The organism is Bradyrhizobium pachyrhizi, assembly GCF_029714545.1.
GTDB lineage: Bacteria > Pseudomonadota > Alphaproteobacteria > Rhizobiales > Xanthobacteraceae > Bradyrhizobium > Bradyrhizobium pachyrhizi.
In genome coordinates this window covers 2,487,771-2,507,326 of the sequence record NZ_CP121667.1, presented here as the reverse complement: position 1 = coordinate 2,507,326, position 19,556 = coordinate 2,487,771, and the positions used below count along the sequence as shown (strand labels likewise).

16 protein-coding genes are annotated in these 19,556 nt (G+C 64.5%); 6 read left to right on the top strand and 10 right to left on the bottom strand.

The annotated features are described in order from the left end of the window. Positions 1 to 139 precede the first annotated feature (139 nt). The gene (gene ettA / locus QA639_RS11485) at positions 140 to 1,789 is read right to left on the bottom strand and encodes an energy-dependent translational throttle protein EttA (RefSeq protein ID WP_050387347.1); all 1,650 of its coding nucleotides are present in this window, start codon (positions 1,787 to 1,789) and stop codon (positions 140 to 142) included. 273 nt (positions 1,790 to 2,062) lie between these two features. On the opposite strand from ettA, the gene QA639_RS11480 reads away from it, so the two are divergent. After that, complete coding sequence (locus QA639_RS11480) at positions 2,063 to 2,314, top strand: hypothetical protein (RefSeq protein ID WP_283089784.1); 252 nt, start codon at positions 2,063 to 2,065, stop codon at positions 2,312 to 2,314. A 117-nt stretch (positions 2,315 to 2,431) separates the two neighbouring features. Beyond that, entirely contained in the window at positions 2,432 to 3,394 is a 963-nt protein-coding gene (locus tag QA639_RS11475) for a D-2-hydroxyacid dehydrogenase family protein (protein ID WP_283089783.1), read from the top strand. An 18-nt stretch (positions 3,395 to 3,412) separates the two neighbouring features. On the opposite strand, the gene QA639_RS11470 is transcribed toward QA639_RS11475, so the two are convergent. Continuing rightward, positions 3,413 to 4,156, bottom strand: a complete 744-nt coding sequence (locus QA639_RS11470) for a DUF4336 domain-containing protein (protein WP_283089782.1) — start codon at positions 4,154 to 4,156, stop codon at positions 3,413 to 3,415. A gap of 102 nt (positions 4,157 to 4,258) precedes the next feature. Further along, on the bottom strand, positions 4,259 to 5,503 hold the full coding sequence (locus tag QA639_RS11465) for a L,D-transpeptidase family protein (RefSeq protein ID WP_283089781.1): 1,245 nt from the start codon (positions 5,501 to 5,503) through the stop codon (positions 4,259 to 4,261). Between the two features lie 329 nt (positions 5,504 to 5,832). Here QA639_RS11465 and QA639_RS11460 point away from each other — a divergent pair, with 329 nt between their 5' ends. Then, positions 5,833 to 6,672, top strand: a complete 840-nt coding sequence (locus QA639_RS11460) for a hypothetical protein (RefSeq protein ID WP_038377566.1) — start codon at positions 5,833 to 5,835, stop codon at positions 6,670 to 6,672. 17 nt (positions 6,673 to 6,689) lie between these two features. Here the strand turns inward: QA639_RS11460 and sseA are convergent, their stop codons facing one another. The 3 genes from sseA to QA639_RS11445 form a co-directional block, all read right to left on the bottom strand. Beyond that, positions 6,690 to 7,547: a 3-mercaptopyruvate sulfurtransferase gene (gene sseA / locus QA639_RS11455; RefSeq protein ID WP_028334813.1), complete on the bottom strand. Its 858-nt coding sequence runs from the start codon at positions 7,545 to 7,547 to the stop codon at positions 6,690 to 6,692. A 117-nt stretch (positions 7,548 to 7,664) separates the two neighbouring features. Then, complete coding sequence (locus tag QA639_RS11450) at positions 7,665 to 8,078, bottom strand: rhodanese-like domain-containing protein (protein WP_016847778.1); 414 nt, start codon at positions 8,076 to 8,078, stop codon at positions 7,665 to 7,667. Between the two features lie 127 nt (positions 8,079 to 8,205). Then, positions 8,206 to 9,381: a vWA domain-containing protein gene (locus QA639_RS11445; RefSeq protein ID WP_016847779.1), complete on the bottom strand. Its 1,176-nt coding sequence runs from the start codon at positions 9,379 to 9,381 to the stop codon at positions 8,206 to 8,208. A 182-nt stretch (positions 9,382 to 9,563) separates the two neighbouring features. Here QA639_RS11445 and QA639_RS11440 point away from each other — a divergent pair, with 182 nt between their 5' ends. The 3 genes from QA639_RS11440 to QA639_RS11430 all read left to right on the top strand — a co-directional run bounded on the left by QA639_RS11440 (position 9,564) and on the right by QA639_RS11430 (position 14,080). Beyond that, positions 9,564 to 11,462 carry a diguanylate cyclase gene (locus QA639_RS11440; RefSeq protein WP_283089780.1) on the top strand — a complete coding sequence of 633 codons (1,899 nt, stop codon included), beginning with the start codon at positions 9,564 to 9,566 and terminating at the stop codon, positions 11,460 to 11,462. Between the two features lie 182 nt (positions 11,463 to 11,644). Then, positions 11,645 to 12,487, top strand: coding sequence for an AAA family ATPase (locus tag QA639_RS11435; protein WP_028334810.1), 843 nt, complete (start codon positions 11,645 to 11,647; stop codon positions 12,485 to 12,487). Positions 12,488 to 12,577: 90 nt separating this feature from the next. Further along, positions 12,578 to 14,080, top strand: a complete 1,503-nt coding sequence (locus QA639_RS11430; RefSeq protein ID WP_028334809.1) for a flavin-containing monooxygenase — start codon at positions 12,578 to 12,580, stop codon at positions 14,078 to 14,080. 331 nt (positions 14,081 to 14,411) lie between these two features. Here the strand turns inward: QA639_RS11430 and QA639_RS11425 are convergent, their stop codons facing one another. From QA639_RS11425 to QA639_RS11410, 4 genes are all read right to left on the bottom strand, one after another. Next, a complete protein-coding gene (locus QA639_RS11425; protein ID WP_157340444.1) occupies positions 14,412 to 16,055 on the bottom strand; it encodes a GMC family oxidoreductase in 1,644 nt (547 codons plus the stop codon). Between the two features lie 28 nt (positions 16,056 to 16,083). Beyond that, positions 16,084 to 16,677, bottom strand: coding sequence for a GNAT family N-acetyltransferase (locus QA639_RS11420; protein ID WP_157340446.1), 594 nt, complete (start codon positions 16,675 to 16,677; stop codon positions 16,084 to 16,086). Between the two features lie 84 nt (positions 16,678 to 16,761). Further along, entirely contained in the window at positions 16,762 to 17,688 is a 927-nt protein-coding gene (locus QA639_RS11415; RefSeq protein ID WP_157340448.1) for an SMP-30/gluconolactonase/LRE family protein, read from the bottom strand. Positions 17,689 to 18,619: 931 nt separating this feature from the next. After that, positions 18,620 to 19,507 (bottom strand): 4-(cytidine 5'-diphospho)-2-C-methyl-D-erythritol kinase, encoded by an 888-nt coding sequence (locus tag QA639_RS11410; RefSeq protein ID WP_283089779.1) that lies wholly within the window; start codon positions 19,505 to 19,507, stop codon positions 18,620 to 18,622. Between the last annotated feature and the right edge of the window lie 49 nt (positions 19,508 to 19,556).

The window sequence follows — 19,556 nt, the reverse complement described above, 5'->3', positions numbered from 1 at the left end:
GCGGAGCGCTCTATCTACGCAATCCCGCGCGCTTGAAAAGCGACAACTGGCCGCAGATTGCGCCGCGGTGCCGTCACGATCCTGCCAACGAGCAACGGTCGAACGCGGCACGATGGCCGCGCTCGACCGCTTGAACCAATCAGCGCGTCAGCTTCTTGTACTTCACGCGATGCGGAATGATGCTGTCCTGGCCGAGCCGGCGCATCTTGTCCTTTTCGTAATCCTGGAAGTTGCCCTCGAACCACTCGACATGGCTGTCGCCCTCGAAGGCCAGGATGTGGGTCGCGATGCGGTCGAGGAACCAGCGGTCATGGCTGATGATGACGGCGCAACCGGCGAAATCCTCCAGCGCCTCTTCCAGCGCGCGCAGCGTGTCGACGTCGAGGTCGTTGGTCGGTTCGTCGAGCAGCAGCACGTTGGCGCCCGACTTCAGCATCTTGGCGAGATGCACGCGGTTGCGCTCACCGCCCGACAGCGCACCGACCTTCTTCTGCTGGTCGGCGCCCTTGAAGTTGAACGCCGAGCAGTAGCCGCGCGAATTGACTTCCTTCTTGCCGAGCAGGATCAGCTCGTTGCCGCCGGAGATTTCCTCCCACACCGTCTTGTTGCCCTCGAGCGCGTCGCGCGACTGGTCGACATAGCCGAGATGCACGGTCTCGCCGACCGTGATGGTGCCCTTGTCCGGCGTCTCCTGCTCGGTGATCATCTTGAACAGCGTGGTCTTGCCGGCGCCGTTGGCACCGATCACGCCGACGATGCCGCCGGGCGGCAGCTTGAAGGTGAGATCGTCGATCAGCAGGCGATCGCCAAATCCCTTGCTGAGACCTTCGAAGTCGACGACGTTGGCGCCGAGCCGCTCGGCGACCGGAATGATGATCTGCGCGGTCTGGGTCTGCTTCTCGCTCGCCTTCTTGAGCAGCTCCTCATAGCGCTGGTAGCGCGCCTTCGACTTGGCCTGGCGCGCCTTCGGCGAGGACGCCACCCATTCCTGCTCGCGGGCCAGCGTCTTCTGATGCGCGGCGTCCTCGCGGCCTTCCTGCTCGAGTCGCTTCTGCTTCTGCACCAGCCAGGACGAGTAATTGCCCTCGTAGGGGATGCCGCGGCCGCGGTCGAGCTCGAGGATCCAGCCCGTGACGTTGTCGAGGAAGTAACGGTCGTGGGTGACGATCAGGATCGCGCCGGGATAGTTGCGCAGATGGCCTTCCAGCCACGACACCGACTCGGCGTCGAGGTGGTTGGTCGGCTCGTCGAGCAGCAGCAATTCCGGCTGGTCGAGCAGCAGGCGGCACAGCGCCACGCGGCGGCGTTCGCCGCCGGACAGTTTGGTGACATCGGCATCGTCGGGCGGGCAGCGCAGCGCGTCCATCGCCTGGTCGACCTTGCTGTCGAGATCCCACAGGCCCTGGGCCTCGATCTCGTCCTGCAGCTTGGTCATCTCGTCGGCGGTCTCGTCCGAATAGTTGACCGCGAGCTCGTTGTAGCGGTCGAGGATCGCCTTCTGCTTGGCGACGCCCTGCATGACGTTTTCGCGCACCGAGAGCTTGGGATCGAGCTGCGGCTCCTGCTCGAGATAGCCGACGCGAGCGCCCTCGGCGACCCAAGCCTCGCCGTTATACTCCTTGTCGAGACCGGCCATGATCTTCAGCAGGGTCGACTTGCCCGAGCCATTGACGCCGAGCACGCCGATCTTGGCGTCCGGGTAGAAGCTCAGATGGATGTTATCGAGCACCTTGCGGGTCGGGTACGCCTTGGTCAGACCCTGCATGAAATAGATGAACTGGCGAGCCATCCGCTGTCCCTGGAATTGATCCGATTTGTGGAAATTTTGCTGCCGCCGATGTAACGGCCGGCCCCCGAAAGAGCAACCGCGGGACCTCTGTTTTCCGTCCGTTCACCACGTTTCGCGGCTTCACCACGGGTGATTACGGGTTCGACACCATGTGTGCGCCGAATCACGACAATTGAAACCATCTTTTAATAAATCAGGCCAAAACTCGTTCTCAACGCCGAAAAACGGCGATTTTCGCGGCAGAACCGCGGCCAAAACAGTTGAGGCCACGTCATGGCTACCATCATTTCAGCACCCCTTTCGCGCCCGGCGACCAAGGCCGAGGCGACGCTGTTCGCCGAATTCAGCGCATTTTGGCGCGCCTTCGTCGCCAAGGCTTTCAATCCCTACCGGCCGGAACTGCACTATATGCGCGGCCCCGGTCCAGCCTGCCGCGCCAAGCAGATGGCGCTGTCGCCGGCAGTCCGCTCGATGCTCGCCGATATCCGCGCCACGAAGACGCAGAAGCCGTCGCCGCGCGTGTGACAATCGCCGCTTTTTGAAACCGCGGCCGCTTGCGCGCCTGCCGATTGCGCGCGACCATGACGGGTATCCCGACGGTTGATCTCCCGCCGTCGTCCTCACCCTGAATGGACCTCCCCGATGACGCGGCTCCGCTGTGCAATCCTCGACGACTATTTTGACATCGCGCTTTCGGTGGCCGACTGGCCGAAGGTCAAGGACCGGGTCGACGTCACCGTGTTCGACAAGCCGTTCGCGAGCGAGGCGGAAGCGGCAACGAAGCTGAAGGATTTCGAGATCATCTGCGCGATGCGCGAGCGCACGGCGTTCCCGAAGAGCCTGCTCGACGCGCTGCCCAGGCTGCAGCTCCTGATCACCTCAGGCATGCGCAACGCGGCGATCGACATGGAGGCCGCCAAGAACCGCAAGGTGGTGTTGTGCGGCACCCAATATAACCGCGATCCCACCGCGCCGCTCACCATGGGCCTGATCCTGGAACTGACCCGCGGCATCGGCCGCGAGAATGCGCGCATGCACGCCGGCGAGGCCTGGCAGACCTTTGCCGGTACCGAGATCGAGGGCAAGACGCTCGGCATCATCGGCCTCGGTAAGCTCGGCAGCAAGGTCGCCGGCATGGCCAAGGTGTTCGGCATGAACGTCATCGCCTGGAGCCCCAATCTGACGCCGGAGAAGTGCAAGGAGGCCGGCGTCGGCTATGCCAGCAAGGACGAGCTGTTCGCGACATCAGACATCATCACCATCCATGTCGTGCTGAGCCCGCGCTCGCGCGGACTGGTCGGCGCCGCCGATCTCGCCCGCATGAAGCCATCGGCCTATCTCGTCAACACCGCGCGCGGGCCGATCGTCGATGAGGACGCCCTGTTCGCGGCGCTCCGCGACAGGACGATCGCCGGCGCCGGCATCGACGTGTTCTCGGTCGAGCCGCTGCCGTCGGATCACCCGCTGCGCAAGCTCGACAACGTCGTGATTACGCCGCATCTCGGCTATGCGACGCGCGAGAGCCTGCAGGCGCATTATCAGCAGATGGTCGAGTGCATCGATGCCTTCACCAAGGGCAACGAGCCGCCGCGGCGCCTGGCCTGACAGCGGCATTCACTGCGGCTAGCCGAGCCAGCGGAACGCGCGTTCGAGCTCGGCGCGGCCGTCGCGGTCGTACCAGCGCCCGTGGGCGAGAATGATCCGCTCCGGATCCCATTCGATCATGCGCGCGACAGCGGCCTTCATCGCATCCCTGTCCTGCAGGAAGGTCGAGCGCAGGTCCGTTGGCGTGCTGCCGTCAGGATCGCGCACGCCGCCGAGCCAGATCAGGAACCGCATCAACGGCGAGCGAACGCGCCCGGCCTCAAAGTTTTCGATCAGGTCCGTCAGCAGCAATGTCCGCGACGGCAGATGGAAGAACACGACCTCCGTCATGTAGCTGCCTGCCACCGGCAGCGTCGCGATCCACTCATCCCAGGGATAGCCGGATGATCGTTCCAGTGCCTCGCCTTCGAAGGTCAGCCGATTGCCCGCCTGTTGCTTGATCCCGGGCGCAAGGAAGATGCGCGCGTCGGGATAGGCAGCATGCCATTCCGGAATCCACCAATAGTGCAGACGATTCGGACCGATGATCCAGCACGGTACGCCCAGCTTAACGACTGCGGCCTTGAGTTCCGCCAGCAATGGTGTTGGCGAGTGAATGAACAGACGCCCACGCGGCAGACGAACGATTGTCGCGCGCGTTGGAAACGGCATCTTGAACCAGCGCGGGCCGAACCGGATGATCGGACCATCGATCATCCATACGTCATCGGCGACAGGCTTTGGCGCATTCAGCGGCGGATAGGTCTCGCAGACGTCCTGCATCGCATTGCCTCCCGGGCGGCAACGTCGAGATGCGCGGCTTGTTGCAACAAAAAAGGCGCGCTGTTCGCGCGCCTTTTTCAACGATGAAACTTGCCGGTTGGCCTAGCGCACCGTCACCGGTGCGGGCAGCGGCTGCACTGTGGTCGGCTGCGTGCCGGGCAGCGGCGCCGCCGCCTGAGCCTGAGCCGACGCGGGAGCCATCGGGTTTGGAGGCGCGGCAGAAGCCGTCGCCGTTCCCGGCGGCGGACCACCGGGCAGCACAACCACGCGGGTGCCGACCTTGGCGCGTTCGAACAGGTCGGAGACGTCTTCATTCAGCATGCCGATACAGCCCGACGAGACGAACTTGCCGATGGTCGACGGCTGGTTGGTGCCGTGAATACGGTACACGGTCGAGCCGAGATACATCGCGCGGGCGCCGAGCGGATTGCCGGGTCCGCCGGCCATGAAGCGCGGCAGATAGGGCTGACGCTCGATCATCTCGGTCGGCGGATGCCAATCCGGCCACTCGGCCTTGCGGGTGATCTTCTGCACGCCGGTCCAGGTGAAGCCGTCGCGGCCGACACGGACGCCGTAACGGATCGCCCGGCCGTTGCCCAGGATGTAATAGAGGTAGGTGTTCGACGTATCGACGACGATCGTGCCTGCCGGCTCCTTGGTCGCGAACGACACTTCCTGGCGGCGCAGATTCGGCGGCAGTTGCGCCGGGGCGTCTTCGGGCTGCTCGTCCGGCGGCAGCGCCGCGATCTGCACCGGCTTGCCATTGGCATCGACCGGCGCCTGCTGCTGCGGCACGGCTCCGGTAACGCCCTCGGGCGGACGCATGCCGCCGCGGTCGTCGCCGTAGGAAACACCGGCGGCCGGAACGCCATTGTCGCGGTTAGCTTGTTGCGCACCCGGACGATCGCCGTAGATCACCGGCGGCGGCCCCATCGGCCGGCCATAGCGGGGATCATCGGGCGACATCACCGGGCCAGTCGGCGCGCCACGGTCGGAATAGACCGGAGGACCATTCATCGGACGGCCATAGCGCGGATCGTCCGGCGACATCACGGGGCCGGTCGGCGCGCCACGATCGGAATAGGTGGGCGCATTCGCCGGACGGCCATAGCGCGGATCGTTCGGCGACAGCACCGGACCGGGCGGCGGCAGTGCAGCCGAATCCTGCCCGTCATCGTCATTGAGAGCGTCGAAATCCGGCATGCTGCCCTGGGGGTAGGGCTGGGGCGCCGTCGAATAGGCGGTGCCCTGGGGCGCCGGATAACCCTGCTGCGCATGCGCAAGCGAGGTTCCTGCCACGCCGAGAGCCGCGGCAGCGCAAATCGTCAGAATGCGGTTGATCATCATTGCTCTGTTATAGTCCCCAAGCCACACCGGACTGTTAACGGCCCAATGCAGGAAGATAGCGGCGCATTCAAGACAAATCCGCGAAACCCGGGCTATTCCGGGCCTTTTGTGATTTCGCGTCAACGCTGCGGCAAAGATGTCTCACGGGTCGGCAAAGTCCGTCCAGATGGCCAAAGTCATCAATCACCCGCATTTTGTAACAAACAGTGCCGGGACGTTGCGATATCTTCGAATTGGCCTGATTCGCGCTCGCGACGCCGGCTTTCTTGTGTGGTCACCGCGTTCCCTCGACATCGAAGACCCTCCCGCAGAAGGGGGAACCCGCGCCCATGCTCCCCGGCCTTCGTTTTTTGTTCGCCGCGATCGTGCTGGCGACCTCGCTTCTGGTGTTCGGGTTAGGGGCAGCCGCGCTGTTTCGCGCGGCGCATGAAGAGTTCGCAAGCATTCCGGCCCGCCGGGCGCCGCCGCCCGAGCTGCAATTCGCGCAGCAGCCCGAGACCCCGCCAGTGCTTGCCATGGTCCGGGTCGACCCGCCCGCCGCCGACAAGGTGACGACCGAAACTCCGGCAGCCCCGTCCGAGCCGGCCGCGTCCGAACAACCGGCTGCTCCCGCTGAAATCAGCCCTGCAGCCGAGCCGGAGAAGGTCGCCGCCGTGACGGCGGATGATCCGGTCCCGACCGCCCCGCCGAAGCCGGAAGCCCAAGCCACGGAGACCCCCGCGCCAGCTCAGCCCGCCGACAGCGCGGCGCAGATTCCGACCGCAGATCCGTCGCCGGCATCGGAGCCGACGCCCGCTGCCGCCGAAGCCGCACCGGGGGCCACCGAGGACAAGGTCGCCGCCGTCGCCGATCCGCCCGGCCCCAGCGAGCCAGCGCTTCCGCCGCCGGCACCCGCGATGGCAGCGCCCGAGCCCGCCCCGCCGCCGTCACCCGAGGCGATGGCGGCCGCGACCAGGATCGCAACGCTGGGCGGGCCCGAAGTTGTTGTCGAAGCGCCGGTGGCGCCGAAGGCCGCTGAGGCGAAGAAGCCGGTGCGCAGCGCGGTCAGCAAGCCAGCACATCGCAAGGAGCGGCGGCGGATCGTCCGCGCGCAGCCGGTTCGGCAGGTCGTTCAGCAGCAGCTCGATCCGTTCGGCCAGCCGACCCTGGTGCCGCTCACCCGGCGCTAGCAAGCAGGAATGACCTGTCAGGCCGGTCCCGTCGCGATCGGCGGGCCGCTCGCCTGCCCCCATTCCGACCACGAGCCGTCATAGAGCGCGCTCTCGGTGACGCCGAGCCGGTAGAGCGCCAGCGTCAGCACGCCGGCCGAGACGCCGGAGCCGCAGCTCGTGACGATGGGCGCATCGAGCTTTACGCCGGCACCCGCGAACGACTTGCGCAGGTCATCGAGCGGCTTCATCTCGCCGGTCGCGGCATCGAACAATTGGTTGTAGGGCACGTTGCGGGCGCCGGGGATGTGGCCGGCGCGGATGCCCGGCCGCGGCTCCGGCGCGCGGCCCTCGAAGCGATCGGCGGCGCGCGCATCGATCACCTGCTCGGCACGGCTTTCGACATTGGCGATCATCTGCTCGATGCTGCGCACGCGCTTCGGATCGTAGCTCGCCTTGAAGGTCGCAGGCTTCGGCTTCACCTCGCCGCTCTCGACCGCCCTGCCCTCGGCGCGCCACTTCTTCAGGCCGCCGTTGAGAATGCGCACGTTGCGATGACCATAGGAAAGGAACATCCACCAGGCGCGCGGCGCCGCAACCCAGCCGCCGGAATCGTAGATCACGACGGTGTCGGAATTGCTGATGCCGAGCCCGCCGACGTCGCGGCCGAACTGCTCGGCGCTCGGAAACATGTGCGGCAGCGGATTGGCATGGTCGGACACCGCGTCGACATCGAAGAACACAGCACCCGGCAGATGCGCGGCAAGATAATCGTCCTTCGGCAACGGCAGCACGCCGGGCAGCTTGAAGGTCGCGTCGAGCACCTTGACGTTGGCATCGCCGAGATGCGCAGCCAGCCATTCGGTCGAAACGAGCGGATCGTCGGTCGTCGTCATTCGGCATTTCCTTCGTCATTCCGGGGCTCGCGCAGCGAGAACCCGGAATCTCGCAAGACAACCTCTGGATTCCGGCTCGCGACTGCGTCGCGCCCGGAATGACGGTGGATGGAGCGTTCAGCCCTTTTTCTTCGGCTCCCATGCCTCGATCGGCCCGCCGGCCTCGCGCCAGGCGGCAAAGCCGCCGCCCATATGCGCGACCGGCTTCAGGCCCATGTCCTTCGCGGTCTTGGCGGCGAGTGCCGAGCGCAGGCCGCCGGCGCAGTGGAAGATGAACTTCTTGTCTTCCTGGAAGATCGGCTTGGCATAGGGGCTGTTCGGATCGATCCAGAACTCGAGCATGCCGCGGGTGCAGGAGAACGCGCCGGGGATCTTGCCGTCGCGCTCGATCTCGCGGGGATCGCGGATGTCGACGATGACGACGTCGTTCTTGCCGATCAGCGTGATCGCGTCGGCCGCGCTGATGGTCTCGATCTCGGCATTGGCCTCGTCGATCATCACCTTGATGCCGCGGTGGATGTTCTGTGGCATGGGTTACTCCCTTTGTCTTTGTGCTTTCGCGTTTTCTGCCACCGTCATTCCGGACGGACGCAACGCGGCCGATCCGGAATCTCGAGATTCCGGGTTCGCTTCGCGCCCCGGAATGACGAAATCAAAGTCAGCGCACCAGCTCCCGCATCGCGTTCTCCAGACCTTCGATCGTGATCGGATACATGCGCTCGGAGAACAAGCGGCGGATGATGGTGGTCGATTCCGAATAGTCCCAGTGCTTCTGCGCCACCGGATTGAGCCACACCGCGTGCGGATAGGTGCGGATGATGCGATCGAGCCAGACCGAGCCGGCCTCTTCATTGACATGCTCGACCGAGCCGCCGGGAACCATGATCTCGTAAGGCGACATCGAGGCGTCGCCCACGAACACCACCTTGTAGTCGTGCGGGTACTTGTGCAGCACGTCCCAGGTCGGCGTGCGATCGGTGAAGCGCCGCTTGTTCTGCTTCCAGACGCCTTCATAGAGGCAGTTGTGGAAGTAGAAATATTCCATGTGCTTGAATTCGCTCTTGGCGGCCGAGAACAGTTCCTCGACCTGCTCGATATGCGAATCCATCGAGCCGCCGATATCGAAGAACACCAGCACCTTGACCGCGTTGCGCCGCTCGGGGCGCATGTGCACGTCGAGATAACCGTGGTTGGCGGTCTCCTTGATCGTGGTGTCGAGATCGAGCTCGTCCGGCGCGCCGGTGCGCGCGAACTTGCGCAGCCGCCGCAGCGCCACCTTGATGTTGCGGATGCCGAGCTCGACATTGCCGTCGAGATCCTTGAACTCGCGCTTGTCCCACACCTTCACGGCGCGGTTGTTGCGGTTCTTCTCCTGTCCGATCCGGACGCCCTCGGGATTATAGCCATGGGCGCCGAACGGCGAGGTGCCGGCGGTACCGATCCACTTGCTACCGCCCTGGTGGCGGCCCTTCTGTTCCTCGAGCCGCTTCTTCAGGGTCTCCATGAGCTTGTCCCAGCCCATGGCCTCGATCTGCTTCTTCTCTTCCTCGGTGAGATATTTCTCCGCGAGCTTCTTCAGCCACTCCTCGGGGATCTCCGCCTTGCCCATGGCGTCGAGCAGGCTCTCGAGCCCCTTGAACACGGTGCCGAACACGCGGTCGAACTTGTCGAGATTGCGCTCGTCCTTCACCAGCGCGGCGCGCGACAAATAGTAGAAGTTCTCGACCGTCTGCTCGGCGAGATCGGCGTCAAGCGCTTCCATCAAGGTCAGATATTCCCGTAGCGTCACGGGGACCTGGGCGTCGCGCAGCGATGTGAAAAACTGCAGGAACATATTTACTTAAATCGCCCGCCCTGCCGGTGCCGTCAAGGGCCCCTCCCCCGGTTGCGGCTGCGGATCAGCCATTCACTTTCACTTAACCACCCCGGCCAGCTTCGGCTCCCGGCGGCGAAACGTGACATTAAGATCGGGCGTTGATCACTGGAGGCGACACGACGCCAGTGGACCCGACCGACTTGTCCAACAGCCCTGCCAAGCTGCCGAAACTGTTTTCGCCGACAGCGATCGTCGCCGCCGTGGTGGCGGCCATGAGCATATTCGTGCTGGGTCTGTTGATCTGGAAGGCGGTCGAGGCGCGCACCACGGCGCTGGCCCAGGGCGAGCGCGACATCCGCAACCTGACCCACTCGCTGGCGGAACACGCCTCGCATTCGGTCCAGGCGATCGACGTGGCCATGAACGCCATGGTGGATCTGCTGAAATACCAGAAGCCGCGCGTCGACCGCTTCAACGCGGCGCTGCGCAAGACCGCCGACGCGCTGCCGCAGATCAAGGAGATCGGCGTGATCGACCCCGACGGCAACAGGATCTACTCGTCGGCCGCGGAGCTGCCAGCGCACAACAATGCCGATCGCGGCTATTTCATCGGCCATCGCGACTCGACAGATGCATTGCTGCATATCAGCGAGCCATTGCAGTCGCGGCTGACCGGTCAGCCGACCATCGTACTCTCGCGACGCGTCACCAGGGAGGATGGCGGCTTCGGCGGCGTGTTGTTCGCGACCATCGAGACAAGCTATTTCGACAACTTCTATCAAGCCTTCAAATTCGGTCCGCATGCCGGAATTACCCTGCTTCGGCTCGACGGCATGGTCTTGGCGCACTGGCCGGCGGGCAAGTGGAACAAGGAGGTTTCCGCGGCTTTCAAGGCGAGGATCGAGCAGGACCGGACGGGCTACACGAAAACCACATCGCCGTTCGACGGACGCGTCAAATATCTTGGCTTCGAGCGCGCTTCGCAATATCCGATCGTGGTCACCGTCGCCTTGCCGGAAGCCCAGGTTCTCGCCGCATGGCATGACGATTTGCGCAACGACCTGCTTGTCGCCGTCATCCTGATGGGAGGCGTCATCCTGTTCGCGATCCTGCTCGGCAAGGAGTTTGCCAAGCGCACCAGGGTCGCGCGGATGCTCAGGGAACGCGAGGCACGCTACCGGCTGCTGGCCGACAACATCGCCGATGTGGTGATCCTGCTGGACCGTAACGGCAGCTTCCTGTTCGTGTCGCAATCGGTCGAGACCATCCTCGGCCGCAAGCCGGACGATCTGATCGGCAAATCCTGCTTCGAGTTCGTGCACCCCGATCATCTCGCCGACGTCGCCAAAGCGACATCGGAATTGACCAATTGGACCACCACCAAGACCGTCGAATTCAAGACCTTCCGCGCCAACGGCAGCGAGGTCTGGGTCGAGATTAATTTCAAGCTTGCGGGCGCTGCGGAAGATCACCAAGCCATCGAGGTCGTCGGCGTGCTGCGCGACGTGACCGAGCGCCGCAAGATGGAGGACGAGCTCAACGCGCTGAACATCCGCCTGTCCGAGCTTGCGACCACCGATGGCCTGACCGCGCTCGCCAATCGCCGCAGCTTCGACAGCGCGCTGCCGCGCGAGTTCCGCGATCGGGAGCAGATCTCGCTGATTATGCTCGACATCGATCACTTCAAGGGTTTCAACGACACGCAAGGTCACCAGGCCGGCGACGAATGCCTGCGGCGCGTGGCGCGCGTGATCGCGGGCGCCACCGACAACACCACGGCGCTGGCGGCGCGATACGGCGGCGAGGAGTTCGCGATCATCCTGCCCGGCGTCGGCGAGCAGGATGCACTGAAGGTCGCCGAGGCGATGCGCCTCACGGTACGGTCGCTGGCGATGGCCAATCCGGCCGCGCGCCGCGGCGTGGTTTCGATCAGCCTCGGGATCGCCAGCCGGTCGGCCGCGACCGCGAGCGAGACCGAACTGCTCGGCCGGGCCGATCTTGCGCTCTATGAGGCGAAACGTTCGGGACGCGACCGCACGGTGCTGGCCTCGTCGCTCGCGGGTGACAATCATTCCGCGCGGCGGAAACAGTACGCCTGACATACTATGCGCCCGGTGCCGTCTAGGTACCGCTGCGCTGCGGAATCCGCGCTAGACCGCCCGGCTTTTTCAACTAGAATTGTACCGGACAAGATATCGGAGAGGACATGCGACCGCTGCGAGAGCGGTCGTTTCGTGTGGGGGCCGGGGCCGCCGACGAACGAAGCAAGGCAAACAGATAGATGAAATTCACGGGTACCAAGGACTACGTCGCCACCGATGACCTCAAGGTCGCCGTCAATGCCGCCATCGTGCTCGAGCGCCCGCTGCTGGTGAAGGGCGAGCCCGGCACCGGCAAGACCGTGCTGGCCGAGGAAGTCGCCAAGGCGATCGACGCGCCGCTTTTGACCTGGCACATCAAGTCGACCACCAAGGCGCAGCAGGGCCTCTACGAATACGACGCCGTCTCGCGGCTGCGCGACAGCCAGCTCGGCGACGCCCGCGTGTCCGACATCAAGAACTACATCAAGCGCGGCAAGCTGTGGGAGGCCTTCACCAACGAGAAGCGTCCGGTGCTCCTGATCGACGAGATCGACAAGGCCGACATCGAATTCCCCAACGATCTGCTGCTCGAACTCGACCGCATGGAATTCCACGTCTACGAGACCGGCGAGACCATCAAGGCGAAGCTGCGCCCGATCGTGATGATCACGTCGAACAACGAGAAGGAACTGCCGGACGCCTTCCTGCGCCGCTGCTTCTTCCACTACATCAAGTTTCCCGACACCGAGACGATGGGCAAGATCGTCGATGTGCACTTCCCCGGCATCAAGAAGCGGCTGGTGGAAGAGGCGCTGCGGATCTTCTTCGAGGTCCGCGAGGTGCCTGGCCTGAAGAAGAAGCCGTCGACCTCGGAGCTGCTCGACTGGCTCAAGCTGCTGTTGAACGAGGACATCACGCCGGAGATGCTCAGGGAGCGCGATCCGCGCAAGCTGATCCCGCCGCTGCATGGCGCGCTGCTCAAGAACGAGCAGGATGTGCATCTGTTCGAGCGGCTGGCTTTCCTCAGCCGCCGCGAAGTCTAGTTCCGATATCGGCAAACGCCGGGGCGATGGCTCCGGCGTTTTGCTTCCGCAGCTCAACAAACAAGCCAACAAGCAAGAAGACCAGGGAAGATGAACGTCCAGACCCAGATCCGGGCCGCCGAGCCCGTCACTACAGAGCACTTCGATGTCCTGATCGCAGGCGCCGGCATCTCCGGCGTCGGCGCCGCCTACCACCTCGCCACGCAATGCCCCGGCACCAGCTTCGTGGTGCTGGAGACGCAGAAGACTTTTGGCGGCACCTGGTCCACCCATCGCTATCCGGGCATCCGCTCCGACAGCGACCTGCACACCTTCGGCTATCGCTTCAAGCCGTGGACCAGCGCGCCGATCGCGACCGCTGCAGAGATCCTGAAGTACATGGGCGAGGTGATCGAGGAGAACGACATCGCCCGTCACATCCGCTATCGCCACACCATCACCGCGGCGAAGTGGTCGAACGAGACCAATCTCTGGACCATCGATGCGACGCGCATCGACACCGGCGAGCGGCTGCGCTTCACGACCAATTTCTTCTGGATGTGCCAGGGCTATTATCGCCACGACGCGGGCTATACGCCCGAATGGACCGACATGGCGAAGTTCAAGGGCACCGTCGTGCATCCGCAGACCTGGCCCGACGACCTCGACTACAAGGGCAAGCGCGTGGTCGTGATCGGCTCCGGCGCCACCGCTGCGACGCTGATCCCGGCGATGGCCAAGGACGCCGCCCATGTCACCATGCTGCAGCGCTCGCCGACCTATTTCCGCACCGGCCGCAACGCCATCGAGATCGCCGAGGAGCTGCGCAGGCTGCAGGTCGACGAACACTGGATCCACGAGATCACCCGCCGCAAGATCCTGTTCGAGCAGGACGCCTTCACCAAGCGGACCTTCGCCGAGCCCGAGGGCGCCAAGAAGGACCTGCTCGCAGCGGTCGAAGCCGTCCTCGGCAGGGACTACGACATCGCCACCCACTTCACGCCGAGCTACCGGCCGTGGCGGCAGCGCATCGCCTTCGTGCCGGATGCCGACCTGTTCCACGCCATCAAGGGCGGCAAGGCGTCGGTCGTCACCGACGAGATCGACCGCTTCACCGAGACGGGCATCCTGCTCAAGTCCGGCAAAGAGCTCGAGGCCGACATCATCATCACCGCGACCGGCTTCCACCTCTCGGCCAATGGCGGCATCGACTTCGAGATCGACGGCAAGCCGCTCGACTTCGCCGATACCGTGACCTATCGCGGCATGATGTTCACCGGCGTGCCGAACCTCGTCTGGGTGTTCGGCTATTTCCGCGCCAGCTGGACCTTGCGCGTCGATCTGGTCGGCGACTTCGTCTGCCGCCTGCTGCAGCACATGAACGCGACCGGCGCGAAGAAGGTGACGCCGGAGCTGCGCCCCGAAGACCACAACATGCCGCTGCTGCCGTGGATCGATCCGGAGAACTTCAACCCCGGCTACATGATGCGCGGCATGCACCTCTTGCCGAAGCGCGGCGACAAGCCGGAGTGGCAGCACAACCAGGACTACTGGGCCGAGAAGGACGAATTCCCGGCGATCGACCTCAAGGACAAGGCGTTCGTCTACAGCTGAGCTCCACCGTCTACGGCTGAGCTCCACTATGTTTCGCGTCATCCTGAGCTGCTAAAGCATGATCCGGAAAAGTGCGAAGCGGTTTTCCGAAAAGATCATGCTCAAACAAAGAGCTAAGGCGCGATGACGATTCAACCTAATCTCATCGCGCTTTAACGGCCACACACTCTCCGCTGTCGTCCCTGCGAAAGCAGGGACCCATACTCCGCGGCGGATGTTGTGGGGTGGGACTCGTCATTCCACCGGCACGCAACAATAACAATCGGTGGTTAGGGGTCCCGGCCTTCGCCGGGACGACGCTGAACGGTTATTGTCGTACGTATCAACTCCCTCACGCATACTCCGGCAGCTTCGCAGCCGCCTCCGGTGCCTTGCCGCGCATCATGTCGGAGGCCTTGTCGGCGATCATCAGGGTCGAGGCGTTGAGATTGGCCGAGATCATCCGCGGCATGATCGAGGCGTCGATCACGCGCAGGCCCTCCATGCCATGGACCCGAAGCTGATCGTCGACCACCGCCCACGGCGCGTCCGCCGGTCCCATCCGGCAGGTGCAGCCGGGATGGAAGGTGGTGGTGCCGCGCTGGGTCGCAGCGGCGAGCAGTTCGTCGTCGCTCGTGACCTTCGGACCCGGAAAGTCCTCGTAGGCGTAATACGGACTGAGCGGCTCGGAGGCGAGCAGCCGGCGCGCCAGTTTCATGCCGGCGACGACGACGCGGCGGTCGATCTCCTCGGCGAGATAGTTGGTCTGGATGATCGGCGGCGCGAACGGATCGGCCGAACGGATGCGGACATAGCCGCGGCTCTCCGGCCGCTGCTGCCATGACGCCACAGTCATGCCGGGCTCGTCCTCGAGCTGGCCCTGCACGCCTTCCTTGTAGCTCGCCGGAGTGAAGGTGAGCTGCAAATCGGAGCTCTCGGTGGTCTCGCCGGAATGCCAGAAGCAGTAGACCATGGTCGGCGACAGCGACAGCAGGCCGCGCCGCGTCGCCGCCCATTTGATCGCCTCGCCCCACAAGCTGAAGCCGCGGCGAAGCTCGTTGATGGTCCTGATATTCTTGACCCGCGCGACCGAGCGCGGCGCGTAGTGATCTTGCAGGCCTTCACCGACGCCAGGGAGCGCGTGGCGCACCTCGATGCCGTGCGCCTGCAACAACTCGGGCGCGCCGACGCCGGAGAGCTGCAACAGCTGCGGCGAGTTGTAGGCGCCGCCGGAGAGGATGACCTCCTTGGTGGCGCGGATCTCCAGGGGATCGCCGTGCTTGCCGCCGCGATTGTAGCGCACGCCGACCGCGCGCTTGCCCTCGAAGACGATGCCGGTGACATGCGCATGCGTGCGCACGTCGACATTGGGCCGCCGCCGCGCCGGATGCAGGAACGCGGTCGCGGCGCTGACCCGGCGTCCATTCAGGATGGTGCGCTGGCAGTACGACACGCCCTCCTGGATCTGGCCATTGTAATCAGGATTGCGCGGAATACCGAGGCTGACCGCGCCTGCCATGAAGGCCTCGCAGAGCGGGTCCTGCCAGTCCATCGTGGTGACGGTGAGGTTGCCGTCGCGGCCGCGATAGGTGTCGTCGCCCTCGCCGATCCTTCTCTCCATTCGCCGGAAATAGGGCAGCACGTCAGGATAGCCCCAGCCGCGATTGCCGAGCTGCGCCCAGGTGTCGAAATCCTGGCGCTGGCCGCGATTATAGATGTGGCCGTTGATCGAGGACGAGCCGCCGAGCGTCTTGCCGCGCGGCGCATAGATGCTGCGCCCGCCGGTGTAGGGACCCACCTCCTGCTGGTAGGCCCAGTTCACGCTCTTCATGTGGAAGGTCTTGATGAAGCCGGCCGGCAGATGGATGTAGGGATGCCAGTCGCTCGGCCCCGCCTCGAGCACACACACCCTGGTGCCCGCGTCTTCACTCAAGCGGTTGGTCAGCACGCTCCCGGCGGAGCCCGCGCCGATGATCACATAATCGAACGTTTCCATCGTCTCGTTTCTGGCGCCGACTATCGTGTCAGCGCGGCTTTTCGTTGAGTTGATAGGTCAGATGCGTCTTCACCGTCGGCCATTCGCTGGCGATGATGCTGTAAACCACGGTGTCGCGCAACGTGCCGTTGGGCGCGATCTGATGGCTGCGCAGGATGCCGTCCTGCTTCGCACCCAGACGCTCGATGCCGCGCCTGCTCTGGTGATTGAAGAAATGCGTGCGGAACTCGACCGCGATGCAGTCAAGCTTCTCGAAGGCATGAGTCAGCAGCAGCAGTTTGCACTGCGTGTTGACCGCGCTGCGCTGCACACGCTTGGCGTACCAGGTCGAGCCGATCTCGACGCGACGGTTCGGCGTGTCGACGTTCATGTAGGTCGTCATGCCGGAAATCTTGCCGTCGGCGTCGAACACCGTGAACGGCAGCATCGATCCGGCCTTTTGCAGGCCGAGCCGGCGGTCGATCTCCTTGGCCATATTCTCCGGCTGCGGGATCGCGGTGTACCAGAGCTTTGACAGCTCGCCGTCCTTCACCGCGTCGACCAGCCCGTCGCAATGATCGTAGGACAGCGGCTCCAGCCGCGCATGTGCGCCGCGAAGGGTGACCGGTTCAAGCCAGGGCATTCGAGATCTCTCCATCTTTGTCATTCCGGGATGGTGCGAAGCACCAGACCCGGAATGACGATTGCGCTTCGCGAAGCGCAATCGTCATCTATTCAGAAAGTTCAGCGGCAATCCCGGCCGCGGCCAGTCCATCGCGATCAGCTCGCCCCTGCCCGACAGCGTGATGTAGGCGGTCTTCAGCTCGGGGCCGCCGAAGGCGATGTTGGTGGTGACGCGGTCGCCGGTCGGCACCTGCTCGACCACGGTGCCGTCGGGCGCTATCACCGAGATGCAGCCCGAGACCAGCGTCGCGACGCAGACATTTCCCGATGCCTCGACCGCGAGCGAATCGAACATCTGGTAGCCGCCGAGGCCGGCGATCGGCTTGCCGCGCTCGCCGCGATAGATCACGTCACGCGGCTTGACGGTGCCGGGCTCTGAAACTTCATAAGCCCACAGCCGCGCGGTCGGCGTCTCCGCGATGTAGACGGTCTTCTCGTCCGGCGACAGGCCGATGCCGTTGGCCGGCAGGATGCCGTGCACCGCCTCGACGATCTCGTTCATGCCGGGCTTCAGATAGTAGAACGCGCCGACATCCATGTCGCGGGCGCGGCGCTTGCCGAGGTCGGAGAACCACAGGCCGCCCTGCCTGTCGAATACAAGGTCATTCGGCCCGCGCAGTTCGTGCTCGCCGCATTTCGTGACGACGGTCTCGACCTTGCCGGATTGCAGATCGACGCGCTGGATCGAGCCGCCGAGATAATCCTCCGGCTGCGGTCCCGGCATGATCATGTTGCGGGTCGGAATCCAGGAGAAGCCGCCATTGTTGCAGATGTACATCTTGCCGTCGGGGCCGAGCGCCGCGCCGTTCGGGCCGCCCGGCACCTTGGCTACGATCTCCTTGCGCCCGTCGGGATAGACCCGCGTCAGCCGCTGGCCGCGGATTTCGACCAGCACGACCGAACCGTCGGGCATGACGACGGGACCTTCGGGAAACTCCAGATCGGTGGCGAGAACTCGGATATTGGCCATGGCATCCTCCCGGCTCTTTGGCTGCAGGCGGATTCCGAACGGTCCCGCACGCGCAACGTTGTTGTTTCATCCTGTTATGGCAAACGGGGTTTGGCTTGCCAAGCAATAGCCCCGCAAGGCTGCCCGGCGTTGAGGTGGGATGGGCGCGCCGCAAATGCCCCTGTCGTCCCTGCGAAGGCAGGGACTCCGCGGCGGATATTGTGAATGGGACTCGTTGCTCGGGCGTCGCTCAACAATGGCGGCCTGTGGTTATGGGTCCCTGCTCCCGTGCGCAATTCCGCACTAGGCAGGGACGACACCGAATAGGTGGCACGGTCAGTGAGTCAAACTTCCGCATTCTCGCGACATGATCTGTCCGAGCTTTGCTCTTCGTTCCGCCCTCTGATCAACAGAGGGCGCAGGGAAAGCCGGGTGCCGATCGCACCCATGGGCCCCGAGCAATGGGTAGAAGGCTCGGGGGTAGGACCACAGGTGTAACCGGAAACAACCCGGCTTTCCCTGCGCGATGGGTTACGGCTTATACGTGCTCTCCCCGGCGAGACTGGGCTTTTTTGTCACCGTCTTCACAAGACGCGTTCGCGTTTTGCGAAGAGACACCTGCCGCTAGGGCGTCAGGCCTGCACGATTTCGCCGTGCGCCTTGCGTGCTCTCGTCAGCACCACGCGCAGCGTCCACCGCATCTCGACCCACGTTCGTGACGACCGCGAAGCGCCCCTCGTGTCGGGTGAGACGGCTGCTTCTATAGCACTGAGTTACGCTTCGGATAAAGCGAAATATTTTCGCGTGCGAGGATTGACAGGTTTTGCTGAGTTGCCCGTCGGGTTGTTTTGTCGCACCCCTCTCCGTCGTCATTCCCCGGTGCGCAATTGCGCACCTGAGGGCGCGCCTCCTGGCGCGAGCCTCGGAATGACGGAGGGAGAATGAGCGCGCGCTAGCTCAGCGTGCCCGCATGCACCCACCAGCCGGGGTGATCGGCGCGGAGTTGTTCGCCGGCCGCCTCGGCGTCGGCGTCGGTTCCGAACACGGCAAAGCAGGTCGCGCCCGAGCCCGACATGCGCACCAGACGAACGTCCCGGGTGTCACGCAGCGCGGACAGCACGTCACTGATGACGGGCTCGATGCGCGCCGCGGGGGCTTCGAGATCGTTGGTGCCGCGCTCCAGCGCCGCGATCCAATCGTCGATCGCGCGGCCGGCTTCCGGCCACGACGGCGCCTGCATCACGACGTCGGTGGCGCCGATCAGGAGCTCGCCATTGCGCAGACCGAGCGCATTGAAGACGTCCCTGGTCGCAACCGGCACGCGCGGATTGACCAGCACGCACGGCATTTTCGGCAGGTCGAGCGGCAGCAGGCCTTCGCCGACGCCGGTCATGTCGCAGGCGCGCGAGGCGACGCACACCGGCACGTCAGCGCCGGTCTGCAGCGCGACCTCCATGATCCTGCTATCGTCGAGCGAGAGCTCGTTGAGCCGCGCCAACAGCCGCAGCGCCGCCGCGGCATCCGCCGAGCCGCCGCCGATGCCGGCCGCGACGGGCAGCACCTTCTCCAGCGTGAAGTGGCCGACCTCGAGGTCCGCGACGCGCTCGCCGAGCAGCCGCGCGGCCTTCAGCACCAGATTGTCCGATGTATCGCCGCAGGCATCGGCCAGCGGTCCCGCCATCGAAAGCGACAGCTCCGGTCCCGGCTCGAGCGTGAGACGATCGGCGCAATCGGCAAACGCGACGACGCTCTCCAAGTCGTGAAACCCGTCGACGCGCCGCCCGACAACCTTCAGCGTCAGGTTGACCTTGGCACGCCCTTCTTCAATCAGCGCCGGCACGGCGATAAACCCCTAAAAAACAAACATCGTGATGCGATTAGCGTAAATC

Bases quoted from the DNA above. Each gene is read 5' to 3' on its own strand.
- ettA (WP_050387347.1), bottom strand. From the start codon at position 1,789: ATGGCTCGCCAGTTCATCTATTTCATGCAGGGTCTGACCAAGGCGTAC.
- QA639_RS11480 (WP_283089784.1), top strand. From the start codon at position 2,063: ATGGCTACCATCATTTCAGCACCCCTTTCGCGCCCGGCGACCAAGGCC.
- QA639_RS11475 (WP_283089783.1), top strand. From the start codon at position 2,432: ATGACGCGGCTCCGCTGTGCAATCCTCGACGACTATTTTGACATCGCG.
- QA639_RS11470 (WP_283089782.1), bottom strand. From the start codon at position 4,156: ATGCAGGACGTCTGCGAGACCTATCCGCCGCTGAATGCGCCAAAGCCT.
- QA639_RS11465 (WP_283089781.1), bottom strand. From the start codon at position 5,503: ATGATGATCAACCGCATTCTGACGATTTGCGCTGCCGCGGCTCTCGGC.
- QA639_RS11460 (WP_038377566.1), top strand. From the start codon at position 5,833: ATGCTCCCCGGCCTTCGTTTTTTGTTCGCCGCGATCGTGCTGGCGACC.
- sseA (WP_028334813.1), bottom strand. From the start codon at position 7,547: ATGACGACGACCGACGATCCGCTCGTTTCGACCGAATGGCTGGCTGCG.
- QA639_RS11450 (WP_016847778.1), bottom strand. From the start codon at position 8,078: ATGCCACAGAACATCCACCGCGGCATCAAGGTGATGATCGACGAGGCC.
- QA639_RS11445 (WP_016847779.1), bottom strand. From the start codon at position 9,381: ATGTTCCTGCAGTTTTTCACATCGCTGCGCGACGCCCAGGTCCCCGTG.
- QA639_RS11435 (WP_028334810.1), top strand. From the start codon at position 11,645: ATGAAATTCACGGGTACCAAGGACTACGTCGCCACCGATGACCTCAAG.
- QA639_RS11430 (WP_028334809.1), top strand. From the start codon at position 12,578: ATGAACGTCCAGACCCAGATCCGGGCCGCCGAGCCCGTCACTACAGAG.
- QA639_RS11425 (WP_157340444.1), bottom strand. From the start codon at position 16,055: ATGGAAACGTTCGATTATGTGATCATCGGCGCGGGCTCCGCCGGGAGC.
- QA639_RS11420 (WP_157340446.1), bottom strand. From the start codon at position 16,677: ATGCCCTGGCTTGAACCGGTCACCCTTCGCGGCGCACATGCGCGGCTG.
- QA639_RS11415 (WP_157340448.1), bottom strand. From the start codon at position 17,688: ATGGCCAATATCCGAGTTCTCGCCACCGATCTGGAGTTTCCCGAAGGT.